Origin of the sequence: Kitasatospora sp. McL0602 (assembly GCF_052076145.1) — a bacterium.
In the GTDB taxonomy this organism is placed as follows: Bacteria; Actinomycetota; Actinomycetes; order Streptomycetales; family Streptomycetaceae; genus Kitasatospora.
The window spans coordinates 5,429,218-5,447,139 of sequence record NZ_CP197246.1; the positions used below are offsets into that span (position 1 = coordinate 5,429,218).

Annotated in this window: 15 protein-coding genes; 7 read left to right on the forward strand and 8 right to left on the reverse strand. The window is 72.7% G+C overall.

The genetic code is table 11. From position 1 onward, the window contains the following. Nucleotides 1–90: 90 nt before the first annotated feature. From ACR68M_RS24740 to ACR68M_RS24760, 5 genes are all read right to left on the reverse strand, one after another. Entirely contained in the window at nucleotides 91–579 is a 489-nt protein-coding gene (locus ACR68M_RS24740; RefSeq protein WP_441246304.1) for a MarR family winged helix-turn-helix transcriptional regulator, read from the reverse strand. Between the two features lie 79 nt (nucleotides 580–658). Continuing rightward, complete coding sequence (locus ACR68M_RS24745; RefSeq protein WP_441246305.1) at nucleotides 659–1,300, reverse strand: MarC family protein; 642 nt, start codon at nucleotides 1,298–1,300, stop codon at nucleotides 659–661. Between the two features lie 68 nt (nucleotides 1,301–1,368). Beyond that, complete coding sequence (locus ACR68M_RS24750) at nucleotides 1,369–1,767, reverse strand: RidA family protein (protein ID WP_441246306.1); 399 nt, start codon at nucleotides 1,765–1,767, stop codon at nucleotides 1,369–1,371. A gap of 37 nt (nucleotides 1,768–1,804) precedes the next feature. Next, entirely contained in the window at nucleotides 1,805–2,554 is a 750-nt protein-coding gene (locus ACR68M_RS24755) for an IclR family transcriptional regulator (RefSeq protein WP_441246307.1), read from the reverse strand. Continuing rightward, nucleotides 2,551–3,576 carry a sugar kinase gene (locus ACR68M_RS24760; protein WP_441246308.1) on the reverse strand — a complete coding sequence of 342 codons (1,026 nt, stop codon included), beginning with the start codon at nucleotides 3,574–3,576 and terminating at the stop codon, nucleotides 2,551–2,553. Before ACR68M_RS24760 ends, ACR68M_RS24755 begins: the two co-directional genes overlap by 4 nt. A 139-nt stretch (nucleotides 3,577–3,715) precedes the next feature. Between ACR68M_RS24760 and ACR68M_RS24765 the strand changes: the two genes are divergently transcribed. The 7 genes from ACR68M_RS24765 to ACR68M_RS24795 all read left to right on the forward strand — a co-directional run bounded on the left by ACR68M_RS24765 (nucleotide 3,716) and on the right by ACR68M_RS24795 (nucleotide 11,587). Next, on the forward strand, nucleotides 3,716–4,984 hold the full coding sequence (locus ACR68M_RS24765; protein ID WP_441251707.1) for an alanine racemase: 1,269 nt from the start codon (nucleotides 3,716–3,718) through the stop codon (nucleotides 4,982–4,984). Further along, nucleotides 4,984–6,612, forward strand: a complete 1,629-nt coding sequence (locus tag ACR68M_RS24770; protein WP_441246309.1) for an N-acyl-D-amino-acid deacylase family protein — start codon at nucleotides 4,984–4,986, stop codon at nucleotides 6,610–6,612. Before ACR68M_RS24765 ends, ACR68M_RS24770 begins: the two co-directional genes overlap by 1 nt. Continuing rightward, on the forward strand, nucleotides 6,609–7,259 hold the full coding sequence (locus ACR68M_RS24775) for a bifunctional 4-hydroxy-2-oxoglutarate aldolase/2-dehydro-3-deoxy-phosphogluconate aldolase (protein ID WP_441246310.1): 651 nt from the start codon (nucleotides 6,609–6,611) through the stop codon (nucleotides 7,257–7,259). Before ACR68M_RS24770 ends, ACR68M_RS24775 begins: the two co-directional genes overlap by 4 nt. Nucleotides 7,260–7,335: 76 nt before the next feature. Beyond that, a complete protein-coding gene (locus ACR68M_RS24780; RefSeq protein WP_441246311.1) occupies nucleotides 7,336–8,103 on the forward strand; it encodes a hypothetical protein in 768 nt (255 codons plus the stop codon). 120 nt (nucleotides 8,104–8,223) lie between these two features. Continuing rightward, nucleotides 8,224–8,787, forward strand: coding sequence for a DoxX family protein (locus ACR68M_RS24785; RefSeq protein WP_441246312.1), 564 nt, complete (start codon nucleotides 8,224–8,226; stop codon nucleotides 8,785–8,787). 41 nt (nucleotides 8,788–8,828) lie between these two features. Beyond that, on the forward strand, nucleotides 8,829–9,329 hold the full coding sequence (locus ACR68M_RS24790; protein ID WP_441246313.1) for a hypothetical protein: 501 nt from the start codon (nucleotides 8,829–8,831) through the stop codon (nucleotides 9,327–9,329). A gap of 395 nt (nucleotides 9,330–9,724) precedes the next feature. Beyond that, on the forward strand, nucleotides 9,725–11,587 hold the full coding sequence (locus tag ACR68M_RS24795; RefSeq protein WP_441246314.1) for a glycosyl hydrolase family 18 protein: 1,863 nt from the start codon (nucleotides 9,725–9,727) through the stop codon (nucleotides 11,585–11,587). Nucleotides 11,588–11,672: 85 nt separating this feature from the next. Here ACR68M_RS24795 and ACR68M_RS24800 read toward each other — a convergent pair whose 3' ends face one another. From ACR68M_RS24800 to ACR68M_RS24810, 3 genes are all read right to left on the reverse strand, one after another. Beyond that, nucleotides 11,673–13,043 carry a M1 family metallopeptidase gene (locus tag ACR68M_RS24800; protein WP_441246315.1) on the reverse strand — a complete coding sequence of 457 codons (1,371 nt, stop codon included), beginning with the start codon at nucleotides 13,041–13,043 and terminating at the stop codon, nucleotides 11,673–11,675. A gap of 4 nt (nucleotides 13,044–13,047) precedes the next feature. Further along, a complete protein-coding gene (locus tag ACR68M_RS24805; protein ID WP_441246316.1) occupies nucleotides 13,048–16,941 on the reverse strand; it encodes a Pls/PosA family non-ribosomal peptide synthetase in 3,894 nt (1,297 codons plus the stop codon). A 293-nt stretch (nucleotides 16,942–17,234) separates the two neighbouring features. Continuing rightward, a complete protein-coding gene (locus tag ACR68M_RS24810) occupies nucleotides 17,235–17,804 on the reverse strand; it encodes a MarR family winged helix-turn-helix transcriptional regulator (protein WP_441246317.1) in 570 nt (189 codons plus the stop codon). Nucleotides 17,805–17,922: the final 118 nt, after the last annotated feature.

Below are 17,922 nucleotides of genomic sequence, written 5' to 3' on the forward strand. Positions count from 1 at the left end.
CCACGGGGGCGCGGTGCAACAAGAGAGACGTTAGCAGATAGTTTTGTAGTAGACGATTTCTTTCGGGACTATCTGGCGGCAGCGGGTGGGCTACTGGCGGGGGCGGCGGGGGCGGCGGACCGGCTTGTCGCTCTCGGCGGGTTCGACCGCCGGGGCCTGCTGGAACCGGGTGAGCGCGTCGACGAGCACCTGACGCTCGTTCTCGGGCAGCAGCCCGAGGGCCTCCGCGTGCACGCGGTCGACGATCTCGACCCCCTGGCGCACCCGCTCCTCGCCCGCCGGCGTGACCACGATGATCCGGGCGCGCCGGTCGGTGCTGGAGGGGTGCCGCTCGGCCAGGCCCTCGCGCTCAAGCTCGTCGGCGGTGACGACCATGGTGGTCTTGTCCAGCCCGGCGAGCTCGGCCAGTTGGGTCTGCGTCCGCTCCGTCTCCATGGCGTGCAGCAGTACGCAGTGCGCGCGCGGGGAGCTGTCGATCTCGGCGAGGGCCAGCGTCAGGCGGGTGTTCATCGCGTGCGCGGCGTGGACCAGTAGGCCGGTGAGGTCGCGGGCTGCGCGGATGTTCGGCTGTGTGCTCATCCTCCAAGAATACGTCCAGTAGCGGATAGTTCCGCAACGGGATCATCTGTCGGAGTGCACCGGGTGAGGCCGGGGGCGCTCAGTAGGTCGATTCGGCGATGTGGACGCCGACGCTCCGCAGGCCGGTGAGGAAGAGCTCGACGCCGACGGCGGCGAGCAGCAGGCCGAGCAGCCGGGAGAGCACCTCCAGCGAGGTCTGGTGGGTGCGCCGCAGGATGCGCGAGAGGGCGAGCACGCAGAGGCAGTTGATCGCCAGCACGGCGAGGTAGGCACCCGCGATGGTGGTGTGCCAGCTGAGGCTGTCCTCCTCCAGCGACTCGACCAGCACCGCCGTGATCGCCAGCGGGCTGGCGACGTACGGGAGCAGCAGCTCGCGCAGCCCGTCGGCCAGCGGGCTCGCCAGGTGTGCGTCCTCCTCGCCCCCGGAGGAGCCGCCGAGGTGCACGCCGAGCACCAGGGCGACGGCGTAGATGAAGAAGATCACGCCACCGGCCAGTTGGAGCGACTGGTCGCTGATGTGGAAGAACGAGGTGAGGAAGTCCGCGCTGTACGCCATCGCGACGCCGACCACCGCCGCCACCAGCGTGCTGGCCAGCGTCAGCCGCCGCAGCTCGGCAGGTGCGCGGTCCCTGGCGGCGTGGGCGAAGGAGAGCAGCACCTTCGGGGGACCGACCACCGCGAAGAAGGTGACGAAAGCGCTGCTCAGGTTGAAGGCGGCCATGATCCCCATCATGCGTCAGGCCGGGCGCGCCGCCGAGCTGCCGCGCCCGGCCCGGGGGTGAGGGGCCGTCACCCGATGACGGCCTGTGCGTCGATCTCCACCAGCATCGCCTCGTGCGGCAGTTCGACGAAGACGGTGGTGCGGCACGGCTTCACGCCGCCCTGGAGGTGCTTGTCGATGAACTCCCCGTAGACCTCGTTCATCGCGGCGAAGTCCTCCCGCCTGGTCAGGTAGACGCGGAACATCACCACGTCCTCCACCGTCGCGCCACCCGCCTCCAGCACCGCGAGCACGTTCTCCAGCGTCCGCAGGGTCTGCGCCTTCACGTCACCCGGGTACAGGTACTCGGAGGTCTCCGGATCCTGCGGGCCCTGGCCCGAGACCTGGAGGATCGGGCCCTTGCGGACGCCCTGGGAGAACACCCAGGCGGGGGCGGGGGCGCCGGTGGTGCGTACCTCGAACTTCATCGCTTTTTTCCTTGTCCGATCGGGGCGGGGGAGGTGTTCAGTGCGCCGCGAGCCCGCAGTCCGCCGAGATCGCGGCGGCGGTGGCCCGTAGCTCCGGCAGCAGCGCCAGCACCTGCCGGTGGCTCAGCAGTACGTCCGGCGCCGAGACGGAGACGGCCGCGACCACCCGCCCGGTGACGTCCCGGACGGGCACGGCCAGACAGTTGATGTACGACTCGTGCTCGGCGCGGTCCTGCGCCCAGCCCTGCGCGGCGACGGTCTCCAGCTCCGCGAGCAGTGCTTCGGGCGTGGTCAGGGTGTTCGCGGTGTACGGGGTGAACTCGATCTGCCGGACCACGTCCTGACGTGTCGTCAGTGGCAGGTCGGCGAGCAGCACCTTGGAGACCGCCGCGCAGTGCAGCGCCGCCCGCAGGCCGATCCGGGAGTACATCCGCACGGGCTGGCGGGAGTCGTACTTGTCGATGTAGACCACCTCGCCGCCCTCGTACGCGGCCAGGTGCACCGTCTGGCCGGTGGCCGCGTTCAGCTCGGCCAGGTGCGGGGCGGCCACGGCGCGGATGCCGCGCTGCTCCAGCGCCAGGCCGGCCAGTGCGAAGAGCTGCGGGCCGAGGCGGTAGCGGTGCGCGGCGTCGCGCTGGACCATCCGCTCGTCCTCCATCGGGCGGAGCAGGCGCAGCACCGTGCTCTTGTGCACCTCCAGCACGGCCGCGAGCTGCTCCAAGCTGCGCTCGCCCTGGCCGAGTTCGGCGAGCAGGCGCATCGCGCGGGCGACGGTCGAGCTGCTCACCGTGCGCCCGGGAGGTGGAAGCCGCTGCGGTCGACCGTGACGGCGGCCCAGCCCGGCTCGTCCAACGCCAGCAGGCGGTCGGTCAGTTCGGTGCCGGGCGGGGTGCCGAGATCGCCGCGCGAGACGAGGGCGGCGGCGGCCGCCAGGTGGCCGAGCCGCAGCCGGGTGCGCTCGGGCAGGCCGCGCAGGGTGCCGGTGAGGTAGCCGGCCGCGAAGGCGTCCCCGGCGCCCGTCGGCTCCACCACCTCGACCCGCAGGGCGGGTTCGGCGATGACGGCGCCGTCGGGGAGAACGGTGACGGCGCGGTGGGCGTCGTCCTTCAGCACCAGCACCCCGGGGCGCGGCAGCAGCTTGCGCAAGGCCGCCGGGTCGTCGGTGCCGAGCACCTCGCGGGCCTCGTCGGCGCCGAGCAGCACGATGTCCGAGGCGTTCATCAGGAAGCGCAGCGCCTGCCTGTCCCGCCCGGCCCAGAGCGCGGGCCGCCAGTTCAGGTCGAAGCTGACCAGCGGGCCGGGCGTGGCGAGCAGGGTGCGGACGAGCCGGTGGCAGCTGTCGGAGAGCGCGGGCGTTATGCCCGTCAGGTGCACCAGGGCGGCGGTGGCGAGCAGCGGCGCGGCGACCGGGTCGGCCAGCAGCTCGGGGCCCATGGCGGAGGCGGCGGAGCCCCGCCGGTAGTAGTGCAGGCGGCTGCGCCCGGCGCCGAGGTCCGCCGGGTGGTCCGCACCGGAGCCGGTCTCCTTGACGTAGAGGCCGGTCGGCCGGGCCGGGTCGGTGCCGACGGCGGAGGTGTCGACGCCGTGCGCAGCGATCCGCCCGACCAGGCGGCGGCCCAGGCCGTCGTCGCCGACCCGGCTGATCCAGGCCGTGGGGGTGCCGAGGGCGGCGAGCGTGCAGGCGGTGTTGGACTCCGCGCCGCCGTAGCTGTGCCGGAAGGTCTCGGCCAGCTCCAGCGGGCCGGGCGGATCGGGGATGAGCATGGCCATCGACTCGCCGAGGCAGACGGCGGAGGCGGGGGGTGTCACCTGGGCGCTCCTGGAGGCTGGTGTCATTCGGAGACTGGGTCGTTGACCATTGGTCTGGACCTGAGGTTAGATCAGGGCCAGCAGGTTTGCAACGACCGTTGCGGATGACGCAACAGGAAGGCTGGTCCTGGTGCAGCTGATGGATCGCGCCCGGGTGGCGGCCCTCGCCGACGAGCGGCTCGACTGGCGGTTCAAGGCCGTCCCCGCCGCAGGCTGGGGGCTCACCGCCGCCGAGTACCTGGCGACCGGCCCGACCCTCGACGGTCTCGCCACGCCGCTGGTCACCCTCGACGCCGGCGCCCTCGACCACAACCTGAGCACCATGGCCCAGTGGTGCGCCAAGGCCGGGGTCGGCCTCGCCCCGCACGGCAAGACCACCATGGCGCCCGCCCTCTGGCAGCGACAGCTCGACGCCGGGGCGCTCGCCATCACCCTCGCCAACCTGCCCCAACTGCACGTCGCCCGAGCCTTCGGCCTGCGCCGCATCCACCTCGCCAACACCCTGCTCGGCCCCGCCGGGCTGCGCTGGATCGCCGCCGAACTGGCCACCGACCCCGCCCTGCGCTTCACCTCCTGGGTCGACTCCGTCCGCTCCGTCGAGCTGATGGCCGAGGCCCTGCGCGGCGCCCCCGCCCCCGTCGACGTCTGCGTCGAGCTCGGCGCCCCCGGCGCCCGCACCGGCTGCCGCACCCTCGCCGAGGCCCACGCCGTCGCCCAGGCCGTCCACACCGCACCCGAGCTGCGCCTCGCGGGCGTCAGCGGCTACGAGGGCGCCATCGCCCACGACGCCACCGCCGACTCGCTGGCCGCTGTCACCCGGTACGTCACCGAGCTCGGCCGCCTGCACCAACTCCTTGCCTCCGACGACCTGTTCGAGACCGAGGAGGTGTGGATCACCGCCGGTGGCAGCGCCTACTTCGACACCGTCACCGAGCAGCTCGCCCCGCTCGCCGACGACCGCACCCGGGTCGTGCTGCGCTCCGGCGCCTACCTCGCCCACGACGACGGCTTCTACCGGGGCATCTCCCCGCTCGCCCGCCCTTCCGCTGCGGCGGCCACCCCCTTCCGCTCCGCCCTGCACGGCTGGGCCCGGGTCGTCTCCCGGCCCGAGCCCGGCCTCGCGCTGCTCGACGGCGGCAAGCGCGACTTCTCGTACGACGAGGGCTTCCCGGAGCCCCAACTCGTCCGTGGACGTGGCCGTGGCCCGTCGGGCGGCCGGATCACCGCGCTCAACGACCAGCACGCCTTCCTGCGCGACGCCGACGCCGGCGTCAGCATCGGCGACACCGTCCGGCTCGGCCTCTCGCACCCCTGCACGGTCTTCGACAAGTGGACACTGATCCCCGTCCTCGACTCCGCCGACGCCGAACTCCCGCGCGTGGTCGACCTGGTGCGGACGTACTTCTGATGCCGTACGCGTGGCGGCCCGACCTGCTGATCCGTGGCGCCTGGGTGGTCGACGGCACCGGCGCCGAACGCCGCCGCGCCGACCTCGCCGTCACCGACGGCGTCATCACCCCGAACGAGGGCGCCGACGCGGCCCGGGTCATCGACGCCGACGGGCTCGTCCTCGCCCCCGGCTTCATCGACATGCACGCCCACTCCGACCTCGCCGTGCTCACCGAGCCCGCCCACCACGCCAGGACCAGCCAGGGCATCACCTGCGAGGTGCTCGGCCAGGACGGTCTCTCCTACGCCCCCGTCGACGACCGCACCCTCCCGCTGCTGCGCCGCCAACTCACGGGCTGGAACGGCGATCCGGACGGATTCGACTGGAGTTGGCGCACCGTCGGCCAGTACCTCGACCGGCTGGACGCCGCCGGGCTCGCCGTCAACGCCTGCTACCTCGTGCCGCACGGCACCCTGCGCGCCCTGGTGGTCGGCTGGGAGGACCGCCCAGCCACCCCCGCCGAACTCGCCCGGATGTGCGAACTGCTCGCCCAGGGCCTGCGGGAGGGCGCGATCGGTCTCTCCGCCGGCCTCACCTACACCCCCGGCATGTACGCCGACAGCGCCGAACTCACCGCCCTCTGCCGGGTACTGGCCGCCCACGGCGCCTACCACTGCCCGCACACCCGCAGTTACGGCGCCGGCGCCCTCGACGCCTACGCCGAGGTGATCGACCTCGCCCGCCGCACCGGCTGCGCCCTCCATCTCACCCACGCCACCATGAACTTCGGCGTCAACGAGGGCCGGGCCGGCGAGTTCCTCGAGCTGGTCGACCAGGCCCTCTACGACGGCGTCGACCTCACCCTCGACAGCTACCCCTACCTCCCCGGCTCCACCACCCTGGCCGCCCTGCTGCCGTCCTGGTCCACCGCGGGCGGGCCCGCCGCGACTCTGGACCGGCTGCGTGACCCGGCCGCCCGGGAGCTGATCCGAGCCGCCGTCGAGGAGACCGGCAGCGACGGCTGCCACGGCGTCGTCACGGACTGGGCCACCATCCAGCTCTCCGGTGTCCACCGGCCCGGTCTGGCTGACCAAGTCGGCTGCACCGTCGCCGAGTTGGCGGCCCGGCAGGGAGTCAGTGGCACCACCGCCTTCCTGGACCTGCTGCTCGCGGACGAGCTGCGCACCACCATCCTCCAGCACGTCGGCCACGAGCAGAACGTCCGCGCGATCATGCGGCACCCCGCCCACACCGTCGGCAGCGACGGCCTGCTCACCGGCGCCCGCCCGCACCCCCGGGCCTGGGGCACCTTCCCGCGCTACCTCTCCCACTACAGCCGCGAGGAGGGCGTCCTCACCCTGGAGGAGACGATCGCCCGGATGACCGGCCGCCCGGCCCGCCGCCTCGGCCTGCGGGGCCGGGGCCTGATCCGCCCCGGCCACGCCGCCGACCTCGTCCTCCTCGACCCGCTCACCGTCCGCGACACCGCCACCTTCGACGACCCCCGCCGCCCGGCCGAGGGCATCCCGTACGTCTTCGTCGGCGGCACCGCCGTGATCGACGACTCCCGCCCGACCGGCGCCCTCCCGGGCCGCACACTGCGCCGCCGCCCCGACGGGCGCGGGACCCTAGGAGCCAGACTGTGACACCCCAGACCGTGACACCCCACCCGCTCGCCGCCGAGCTGGCCGCCGAACTCGCCACCGACCGGGTCATCGCCGTGGTCCGCGCCCCCTCGATACCCGACGCGGGGGCGCTCTGCGCCGCGCTCGCCGAGGGCGGCATCCGCTGGGTCGAGTTCACCTTCACCACGCCGGACGTCACCACCCACCTGCGGCGCGCCGTCGCGGCGGGCACCGGCTGCCTGGTCGGCGTCGGCACCGTGCTCACCGCCGACCAGGCGGCGGCGGCCGTCGACGCCGGAGCCCGGTACCTCGTCACCCCGGGCGTCCGCCCGGCCGTCGCGGCGGCCCCCGTCCCGGTCATCCTCGGCGCCCTCACCCCCACCGAGGTGGCCGAAGCGGTCGACCACGGCGCGGCGGCGGTCAAGATCTTCCCGGCCCGCGCCTTCGGCCCCGGCTACTTCAAGGACCTCCGCGGCCCCTACCCCGCCGCCCCCCTGATCGCCTCCGGCGGCGTCAACGCCACCAACGCTGCCGACTTCCTCGCCGCCGGAGCCCTCGCCGTCTGCGCGGGCAGCGAAGTCGTCCACCCCGACCTGGTCACCGCCGGTGACTGGCCCGAGATCACCCGCCGGGCCCGGGGGTTCGTGCAGGCACTCGGCCGGGCCTGACACCACCGCCCGGCTCTGTCGGGAGCTGCCCATACGATCAGCGCCTCGACCGTCCGTCTCCCGAGGCCAGGTGCACATGTCGACCGACCCGCTGCTCATCACGTCGCAGGACGGCACGGTGATCGCCGCGTCCGACCGTCAGGCCCTCCGCCAGGCCATGGACCAGCTCACCGGGCCCGACAACCAGTTCTTCGTGATCGCCCGGGAGAGCGCGCCCGACCACTTCATCCAGACCTTCCGGCACGGCGCCGAGAGCTGGCAGGTGGAGTACCAGGACGGTTCGATGGAGCGGCTCTTCGAGGCCGTCGGCAACCAGCCCCGCGAGCTGGCGGAGGCCCTGCTGTGGGGCTGGGTCGAGGCCGGCCCGAGCGAGCACGAGGGGATCGTCTGGCGGCAGCTCCTCCTCTCGGTGCCGCAGCCCACCGGCCGCCTGGTGACGATGCTGCACATGCCCTACGGGCCCGACAGGCCCGACCGGCGTACGGCGACCATCGGCACCCACCGGGGCGGCCAGTTCTTCGCGGACATCGTCCGGGACAGGCAGGTCGGGGGCGGTGTCCTCCGCGCACTGCTCCACATGTTCGGCCACGACGGCACCCACCGCGAAACCCTCCTCGAAGCCGCCGTCGACCTCGACCACGCGGAACGCCTGCTGGCGGAGATGCTCGCGGGCCTGGGAGTCACGGAATTCGGCGACATCCGGATCAAGCCGTTCACCATCGAGGTGGAGGGCCGGAGCTGGGGCCTGCTGGACATGATGGCGGACCGGAACGAGGAGTGGTACGAACTCGAGCCGCAGCAGATGGGGTTCTACGCCCCGTGGGACGGCCGCTACGACACCTGACCGGGTCGGGTTCCCCCGGATGGCGTCCCCGGGTCGAGGGGGTGGCGGCGGTGGGCTGGGATGGGAGACGGACCGTCTTCCGACGGGCCACCACCAGCCGGGACGATCCGAGGGCTCATCATGACCTGTCTGAACCGCAAGGACCTGGGGCTCTTCGCCCTGCGTGCCGCTGTCGGCGGAGTGCTCGTCGCGCACGGCACCCAGAAACTCTTCGGCTGGTTCGGCGGGGGAGGGCTGGAGGGCACGGCAAAGGCGATGGAGCACATGGGCTTCGTCCCGGGTCGGCAGAGCGCCCTGGCGGCCGGGCTCGGTGAGGCGGGCGGCGGTGTGCTGCTGATCGCCGGGCTGGCGACGCCCGCTGCGGGCGCGATCGTCGCGGGGACGATGGCGGGCGCGATCTCGGTGCACGCCCCGGGCGGGTTCTTCGCCACCTCCGGCGGTTACGAGTACCCGGCCTTCCTCGGTGCGTGCGGCGTCGCCCTCGGCATCTCCGGCGCGGGCCGCTACTCCGTCGACCACGTGAGCGGCCACCACCTGGACCGCGCCTGGGTCGGCCTGCTGGCCTTCGCCGCCAGTGCGGCCTCCGCCGCGAGCGTGGTCACCCGCCGTCAGGAGGTCGTCCGCCGCCGCGAGGAGCGGGCCGCCGACGAGGCCGCGCACCAGAACGGCGCCGGGCTCTCGTGAGCCGGAGGTCCCCGGAAGCCCCCGGAACGAGGAGCAACCCCATGCACCGACACCCCCGTCGTACCGCCTCCGCCGTCGCGCTCGCCACGGCGGCGGCCCTGCTGTCGGGCTGTTCCTCCGGCAGCAGCGCGAGCTCGGCCGTCTCCTCCGCGGCGGCCGTCGTGAATTCGGGCGCCTCCGCGCTCGCCTCGGCCGCCAACGGGGTCTCCTCGGCGGCGGCCTCGGCGCAGTCCGCCGCCGCCTCCGCGCTGGCGGGTGTCACGGACGGCGTCGACGCCAAGGCGGACGTCATGCTCGGCGCCGTGACCACGGCTTCGGACGGCCGGTCCGAGGTGCCGGTGACCGTCACCAACCACGGCAGCAAGGCGTACCGGTACAGCGTCGAGGTGACCTTCGAGGACTCGTCCGGGAAGGCGCTGGACGTCGTCGTGCTCAGCGTCCCCGAGACCGCCGCCTCGGCCACCGCCCAGGCCACCGCCCGGAGCAACCGCAACCTCTCCGGCACGGTGACGGCGAAGGTCGGCGCAGCCCTGAGGTACTGAATCCGGCCTGAGGGGCCGAGTACGAACTGACGGACCCTGATCATCTCTGCGTCACCCGTGCACCGGCCCGCTTGCCCTGCGGGCCGGTGTTCTGCTGGTCAGCGGGGTGCGGCCGGGGCGGGCGGCGGGGGCGGGGAACCTTAAGGGGGGCTCAAGGGGCAATCAGGGCTCTTGACGGGGGAGTTGGTCTAGTCCATTTTTATGCCAGGTGCAGGGAGCCCCTGGGCCGGCGCCGGTGGTCCAGACCTCCGGCGCCGGTTCGGCGCATCCCGGCCTCCGTCAGACCAGGCCCCTGCTCGATTCCCAGCTGTCATGCCCCTGGCCATGCGGCCCCACCCCGTGTGTCCCTCCCGACGAGGTACGGCAGTTCCCCCACAACCAGGAGTCATGCACCCATGAATCGTGCTGTCCACGCTCCCCGAGAGGCTCTCCAGGAGCCGGGTCGCAAGCGCCGCCCGAAGAGCCTCGCCGCCCTCGCCCTCGGCACCGCCGCCTCCCTGCTGCTCGGCACCGGCCTCGTGCTGAGTGCCGGCGCCACCGCCCAGGCCGCCGCCACCAACAGCACCGGTGCCCCCGCCACCAGCGGCGGCATCAAGGTCGCCTACTTCGACCAGTGGTCGGTGTACGGCAATGCGTACTACCCGAAGACCGTCCAGGACACCGGCATAGCCGGGAAGCTGGACTACATGATCTACGACTTCGCGAACATCAACCCGACGTCGCTGAAGTGTTTCGAGGCCACCAAGGCCGCCTCCCAGAACGAGGACGACCCGAACGCCGGTGACGGCGCGGCGGACGCCTTCGCGGACTACCAGAAGTCCTACGGCGCGGACACCAGCGTGGACGGCGTCGCCGACACCTGGAACCAGCCGATCACGGGCAACTTCAACCAGCTGAAGAAGCTGAAGGCGAAGAACCCGAAGCTCAAGATCCTGATGTCGATCGGTGGTTGGACGTACTCCAAGTACTTCTCCGACGTCGCCGCCAGCGACGCCAACCGCAAGGCCTTCGTCTCCTCCTGCATCGACATGTTCATCAAGGGCAACCTGCCCGTGGACGCTGGCTTCGGCGGTCCGGGCTCGGCGGCCGGGATCTTCGACGGCTTCGACATCGACTGGGAGTACCCGGGCGGCGGCGGCCACACCGGCAACCACTCCTCGGCGGCCGACAAGCAGAACTACACCCTGCTGATGGCCGAGCTGCGCTCGCAGCTGGACGCCCAGGGCAAGGCCGACGGCAAGACCTACGCCCTCTCGGCGGCGGTCGGCGCCGGCCAGGACAAGATCCAGAACGTCGAGACCGACAAGCTCGGCCAGTACCTCACGTTCCTGGACGTCATGACCTACGACATGCACGGTGCGTGGGACGCGACCGGCCCGACGAACCACCAGGCGCCGCTCTACTCGGGCCCGAACGACCCGATGACGCCGGTCAAGCCGGGCAACGGCAAGTACTCGATCGACAACGCGATCAAGGCGTGGACGGTCGGCGACTCCCAGTACGGGATCAAGGGCGGCTTCCCAGCCAGCAAGATCAACATGGGTGTGCCGTTCTACTACCGCGGCTGGACGGGCGTGCCCGCAGGTGCCAACCACGGCCTCTTCCAGAGCGCGACCGGCCCGGCCACCGGTGCTGCCATGTCCGGCAACGTCAACGGCATCCGGATGTACAAGGAGCTGAACGGCTTCGTCGACAACCCGGCGTACACCTACTGGGACGACACCGCCAAGACCTCGTACTTCTACGACGGCACCACCTTCTGGACGGGCGAGAACGCCCAGTCGATCCAGGCCAAGCTCGACTACGCGCACTGCAACGGCCTCGGCGGCTCGTTCGCCTTCTCGCTGTACGACATGGGCACCCAGACCACGCTGTTCGACAAGATGGCCAGCGCCACCGACGGCTCCGCGGCGAGCTGCCCGGCGCCGTCGACCTCGGCCTCGCCGTCGTCCTCCCCGTCCTCCTCGCCGAGCAGCAGCCCCAGCAGCAGCCCGAGCAGCAGCCCGAGCAGCTCCCCGTCGAGCAGCCCGAGCAGCAGCCCGTCCTCCTCGCCGTCGAGCTCGCCCTCCAGCAGCCCGTCGACCTCGCCGAGCACCTCCTGCACGGCAGCCCCGAGCTGGAGCGCCTCCGCCACCTACGCGACCGCCACGAAGGTCTCGTGGAAGGGCCACTACTGGACCAACAAGTGGTGGACCACGAACGAGGACCCGACCGCCAGCGGCCAGTGGGGCGTCTGGGCCGACAACGGCCCCTGCTGACCCGCTGAATCCTGGTTCTGACGGACCACCACCCGCAGCCCCGGACGACCACTCGTCCGGGGCTGCGGCGTACCCCTGCCCCCGCTCAGTGGGGAAGTGCGGGCAGCGCCGTCTCCCACAGCCAGGCGTCGAAGAACCCGTCGAGCGATCCGTCCGCCGCGTACTGCCCGGCGTGGGCGGTGAACTCGGCGGTGGCGACCACGCCGTGGCGGTGTATCGCGGCCCAGTCCTTGATCATCCGGAAGAAGGCCGGGTCGCCGAGCGCGAGGCGCAGCGCGTGCATGGTCAGCCCGCCGCGTTCGTAGAGCCGGTCGTCGAACATCAGCTTCTTCCCCGGGTCGGCGAGCCGCATGTCCTGCGGCAGGCCGGCAAGCAGCGCATGCGCCACGGCCGCGTGCTCGGCCGCCGTCCGGCCGCCCACGTGCTCGGACCAGAGCCACTCCGCGTACTTGGCGAAGCCCTCGTTCAGCCAGATGTGCCGCCAGTCGGCGATCGACACGCTGTTGCCGAACCACTGGTGGGCCAGCTCGTGCGCGACCAGCCGCTCCGAAGTGCGGGCGCCGTCCAGGTGGTTGGTCCCGAAGGTGGCCACGCCCTGGGCTTCGACGGGTACGTCCAGCTCCTCGTCGGCGATCACCACCGCGTACTCCCCGAACGGGTAGGGGCCGAACAGCTCCTCGAAGAAAGGCATCATCCGGGCCTGCCGCCCGAAGTCGTGGGTGAAGTCCGGCAGCAGCCGGGCCGGCAGGTGGGCGGTCTGCGGCACCCGGCGGGTGGCTGGGTCCGCCTCGGTCAGCAGGACGCTCTGGTAGTGGCCGATCGAGACGGTCACCAGGTAGCTGGAGGTGGGTGCGGCCTGCTCGTAGACCCAGGTGGTGCTGGAGGAGTGGGTGGTCCGGGTGAGCAGCCGGCCGCCGACGATCACGGTGTAGGGGGACGGCGTGGTGATCGAGACCAGGTACGTGGCCTTGTCGGCCGGCCGGTCGTTGCACGGGTACCAGGAGGGCGCGCCGACGGGCTGACTGGCCACCAGCGCACCGTCCGTCAGCTCCTCCCAGCCCAGGCCGCCCCACTGGCTGCGCACCGGCTTCGGGTTGCCGCTGTAGTGCACCTCGACGGTGAACGCGGCCCCCGCCGGCAGCGGCTTTGCGGGCCGGACGCGCAGCTTCCCGGCCCGGTGGGTGTAGTGCTGGGCCTTGCCGTCCACCAGCACCCGGCCGATCCGGAACTCCGCCAGGTCGAGCGCGAACTCGCGCAGCGGCTCGCCGCCCGCCACCGCGCTGAGCCGGGCCGAGCCCGCCAGCCGGTTGGGGCCGGGGCGGTAGTCCAGCGCGAGTTCGTACCGGTGGACGCGGTAGCGGGCGTCCCCGTGGGTCGGGAAGTACGGGTCCACGCCGGGGGCGGGCACCTGCTTGGGACTCACGGGTTCGTACGCTCCCTGGCTGCTGGCGTCCATCTGGCTACGCCTGCCAGGCCTCGATCGGGTTGCCGAGCCAGCGGGTGTCGGCCGGTACGGACTCCGCTCGCATCACCAGGGAGGCCGGCCCCAACGTGCTACGGGCCCCGATGGTGCTGCCGGGCAGCACGATTCCGCCAGGGCCGAGTGTGGCGCCCTCGCGAAGGATCACAGTATCCATCCGCATGATCCGGTCGTGGAAGAGGTGGGTCTGCAGCACGCAGCCCCGGTTGACGCTCACGCCGTCGCCCAGCGTCACGAGGTCCGCCTCGGGCAGCCAGTAGCTCTCGCACCAGACGCCCCGGCCGATCCGGGCGCCCAGGCCCCGCAGCCAGAGGTTCATCACCGGCGTGCCGGGCACCGAGCCGATCAGCCACGGCACGGCCAGCACCTCGGTGAAGGTGTCGGCCAGCTCGTTGCGCCAGACGAAGCTGCTCCAGAGCGGGTGCTCGACCGCGCGGAACCGGCCGACCAGCAGCCACTTCGCGGCCAGCGACACCAGGCAGGCCAGCAGCCCGCCGCCCAGCAGCACCACCCCGGAGAGCAGCGCGGCCATGGCGACCGACGTGGTGGCCAGCCAGGCGAGCGCCGCCAGCGTCAGCACCCCGACGGCGGCGGAGGCCAGCACCGGCACCAGCCGGCAGACCTCGACCAGCCCGCGCGCCCAGAGCAGCCGGGCCGGCGGGTCGTAGGTGAGGCTCTGGTCGCCCCCGGCGGCGGCGCGCGGCAGCTTCATCGGGGGCATGCCCAGATACGAGCTGCCCTTCTTGGCCTTCTTCGGGGTGGCCGACAGCACGCCCACCAGCCCCCGGTCCGGCACGGAACGCCCGAGTGCGGTCATCCCGGAGTTGCCGAGGAAGGCCCGCTCGCCGATCTCCGCCTCGCCGAGCCGCAGCCAGCCGCCGCCGAGCTCGTAGGGGGCGATCAGGGTGTCGTCGGCCAGGAAGGCGCCGTCGCCGACGGTGGTCAGGCTGGGCAGCGCCAGCACGGTGGAGGCCTCCACCCGGCTGCCGATCTTCATGCCCAGGGCCCGCAGCCAGACGGGCGTGATCAGGCCCGCGTAGAGCGGAAAGAGCGTCTCGCGGGCCAGGTCCATCAGCTGGCTGACCGTCCAGGCCTGCCAGCCGATCCGCCCGTGCAGCGGGTGGTGGCCGGTGCGCAGGCCGAGGCTGAGCAGCCGGACCCCGGCCAGCAGCAGCGCGGCGTAGGTGAGGCCGAAGGCCAGCGTGGCGGGCGCCAGGCCGGTCAGCGCGCCGGTCACCGCCGCGCCGAGGGTGTCGTCCGGATGGACGAAGAGGCTGATCACGGCGAGCGCGGCGAGCCCGGAGACCACCGGCAGCAGCGTCAGCGCGAGGCCGGTCGCGCCGTAGCCGGCGGACCAGCCGGCCCGGTGCGGCGGGCGCTGCTTGGGCCAGGTGCGGTCGGCCTTGCCGAGCTTGACGGCGGGCGCGCCGCTCCAGCGCTGGCCGGTGGGCACCTGACCGGTGACGCCGGAGCCGGGCGCGACCTCGGCCCGCTTGCCGACCCGGGAGCCCGGGAAGAGCACGCTGCGGGTGCCGACCACCGCGCCGGAACCGACCCGGACCTGGCCGATCTTCAGCAGGTCGCCGTCCAGCCAGTAGCCCGCGAGGTCCACCTCCGCCTCGATCGCGCAGCCCCGGCCGAGCCGGAGCATGCCGGTGACGGGCGGCAGCGAGTGCAGGTCGACCTCGGGCCCGATCCGGGCGCCGAGTGCCCGCCCGTAACGGACCAGCCAGGCGCCGGAGAGCGAGGTCGCTCCGCTGAGCTCGGCCAGCCGCTCGGCCGTCCACAGCCGCAGGTGGACCCCGCCGCCTCGCGGGTAGCTGCCGGGCTTCAGCCCGCGCAGCAGCAACCGGGCGCCCCCGGCCGCGACGGCGAGCCGGCCGGGCGGGCTGAACAGCAGCAGCGCGGCGGCGCCGACCAGCCACCAGGAGGCGGTCGGCGCCCACGGGTAGTCGCCGAACCAGCCCAGCACGTTGCCGAGCGCCAGCAGCCCGGTGGTCCAGCGCAGGCCGACCAGTGTCATGAGCGGTGCCAGCAGCAGCGTCTGCACGAGCTGCGCCCGGACCGGCACCGGCGCGACCGGGCGCACGGCGCCCTCGCCCTGGGCGGAACGTTCCAGCAGGCGGGCCAGCTTGCGCAGCACCGGCTGCTGGTAGATGTCGAGCACGGCGGCCGAGGGGTAGCGGCGGCGCAGCAGGGTGGTGAGCTGGGCGGCGGCGAGGCTGCCGCCGCCGACGGCGAAGAAGTCCTCGTCGGCGCTGGTGACCGGCACGCCGAGGATCTCGCTCCACTGCTCGGCCAGCCAGGCTTCGGTGCCGTAGAGGTGCTCGGCGGTGGGGCCCTTGCCCTCCAAGCCGGGCAGCGGCCAGGGCAGGGCGTTCCGGTCGACCTTGCCGGAGGTGCGGGTGGGCAGCGACTCGACGGGGGCGAGCAGCGGGACGAGGGCGGCGGGCAGCTCGGCGCGCAGCCGCTCGACGGCCGCCGCCTTGTCCCAGCCGTCCTGGGTGACCAGGTAGCCGACCAGCAGCTGGTTGCCACCCTTGGCCGTCCGGACGGCCGCAGCCGCACCGGCCACGCCGGGCAGCGCCTGCAGCGCCGCGTCGACCTCGCCGAGCTCGATCCGGCGGCCGCCGAGCTTGATCTGTTCGTCGGCGCGCCCGAGGAACAGCAGGCCCTCGGGCTCGGCCTGGACGAGGTCACCGCTGCGGTAGGCGCGCCGCCAGCCGAGCGACTCCAGCGGGGCGTACTTCTCGGCGTCCTTCTCGGCGTCCAGGTAGCGGGCCAGCCCGACGCCGCCGATCACCAGCTGGCCACTGGCGCCCATCGGGACGGGCAGGCCGGCCTCGTCTACCACGGCCAGCTCCCAGCCGTCCAGCGGCAGGCCGATCCTGACCGGTCCGTCGCCGGTCAGCAGCGCGGCGCAGGCGACGACGGTGGCCTCGGTCGGGCCGTACGTGTTCCAGACCTCGCGGCCCTCGGTGACCAGCCGCTGCACCAGCTCGGGCGGGCAGGCCTCGCCGCCGAAGATCAACAGCCGGACTTCGTTCAGCGCCTCGGCGGGCCAGAGCGCGGCCAACGTGGGGACGGTGGAGACGACCGTGATCTCCTGCTCGGCCAGCCAGGGCCCGAGGTCGGCGCCGCTGCGCACCTGGGAGCGCGGCACGGGGACCAGGCAGGCGCCGTAGCGCCAGGCGAGCCACATCTCCTCGCAGGAGGCGTCGAAGGCGACCGACAGCCCGGCCATCACCCGGTCGCCGGGGCCGATCGGCTCGTCCTGGAGGAAGAGCGCGGCCTCGGCGTCGACGAAGGCGGCGGCGCCCAGGTGCGTGACGGCGACGCCCTTGGGCCTGCCGGTGGAGCCGGAGGTGAAGATGATCCAGGCGTCGTGCTCCGGGCCCGGCCGGCCGGGGGCGTGCTCGTCCGTGCCGATGCCGGTCGGGGTGATGCCGGTCGGGGTGATGCTGCGCCCGGCACCCAGGACGGCGCTGACGGCCGCCTCGCCGAACACCAGCTCGGCCCGCTCGTCCGGGTCCTCGGCGTCCACCGGGACGTAGGCGGCCCCGGCGGCGAGCACGGCCAGGATGCAGACGTACAGGTCGTTGGTGCCGGACGGCACCCGCACACCCACCCGGTCACCGACGCCGATCCCGGTCGCCGCGAGGCGCCGCCGCAGGGTCTCGACCTCGGCGGCCAGAGCGCGGTAGCTGAGGGTGGTGCGGCCGTCGTCGAGGGCGGGCTCCTGCGGATGGGCCCGGACGGTCTCGTCCAGCAGGTCCACCAGGGTGCGCGGTGCGGTGGCCGGGCGGCCCGGGAACAGGGCGGGTGCCGAGGCCTCCGGCTCCGGTGCGGTGCGGCTCTGCGTCGTGACGACCATGGGTGCTCCTCGTCCCTCGTACCCCTCCGTGACCTCTGCCGAAGCGGACAACTCATCGATAGTAGCCCCGCCGTTGTGGAGTGCCAGGGCGCCCGACTGGTCGATCTCCGTCCCAACTGGTCGGAACCCGAGCTGATCTGACGAACAGTCAGTAGATGGAAGGCATGGTCGGCAAGAGATATGACGGAGCGTCAGTCAATCTGACGGTCCGTCAGCCCGGTTCTCGAGAATGTGACTCACGCCACGCCGGTGGCGGCGGGATTTCGCCCCGACGGCGCAGTCGGTGGGTCTGGCTACGTCAGGTCGTCCGTGCGGCCCAGGGCGTCCGGCTGGGTCTGCTCGATCCGCTGCAGCATCCGGCCGAGCAGTTGGGACAGGGCCGGGCGCTCCTGCGGGGTGACGTCCTGGAGGAGTTCCTCCTCGAAGACCGCCGCCATCCGCATCGACTCCAGCCACTTGTCGCGGCCTTCCTCGGTCAGCTCGATGATCACGCGGACCCGGTTGTTCTCGTCCCGCTCCCGGGTGACCAGGCCCTCCGTGACCATCCGGTCGATCCGGTGGGTCATCGCTGCGGGCGTCAGCCCGAGCCGCTTGGCGAGGTCGCCGGGGCCGAGGCGGTACGGGTTGCCCGCGACGACCAGGGCCTTGAGCACCTCCCACTCGGCGGAGGTGATCCCGAGCACGGTCAGCTGCCTGCTGTAGGCCACGCCCATCCGCCGAGCTACCCGGGAGAGGGTCGAGACGATCGTCTCCACCTGGGGGTCGACGTCGGGGAATTCCCGCTGATAGGCGGCGACCTGCGCGCCGATGGCCAGCTCGTCGCCGGGTGTGCAGCTCGGCGCGGCGGGCTTGCGTTCGCTCATGGGCCCAGTGTCCCACGTGGACCTGCGGGACTTAAGCCTTTGACACGTTAAGCTTTCGCTACATAGACTTTAGCTCTGAAATCTTCCGAGCTTAAAAGTATCCAGTGAAAGGGTGTGC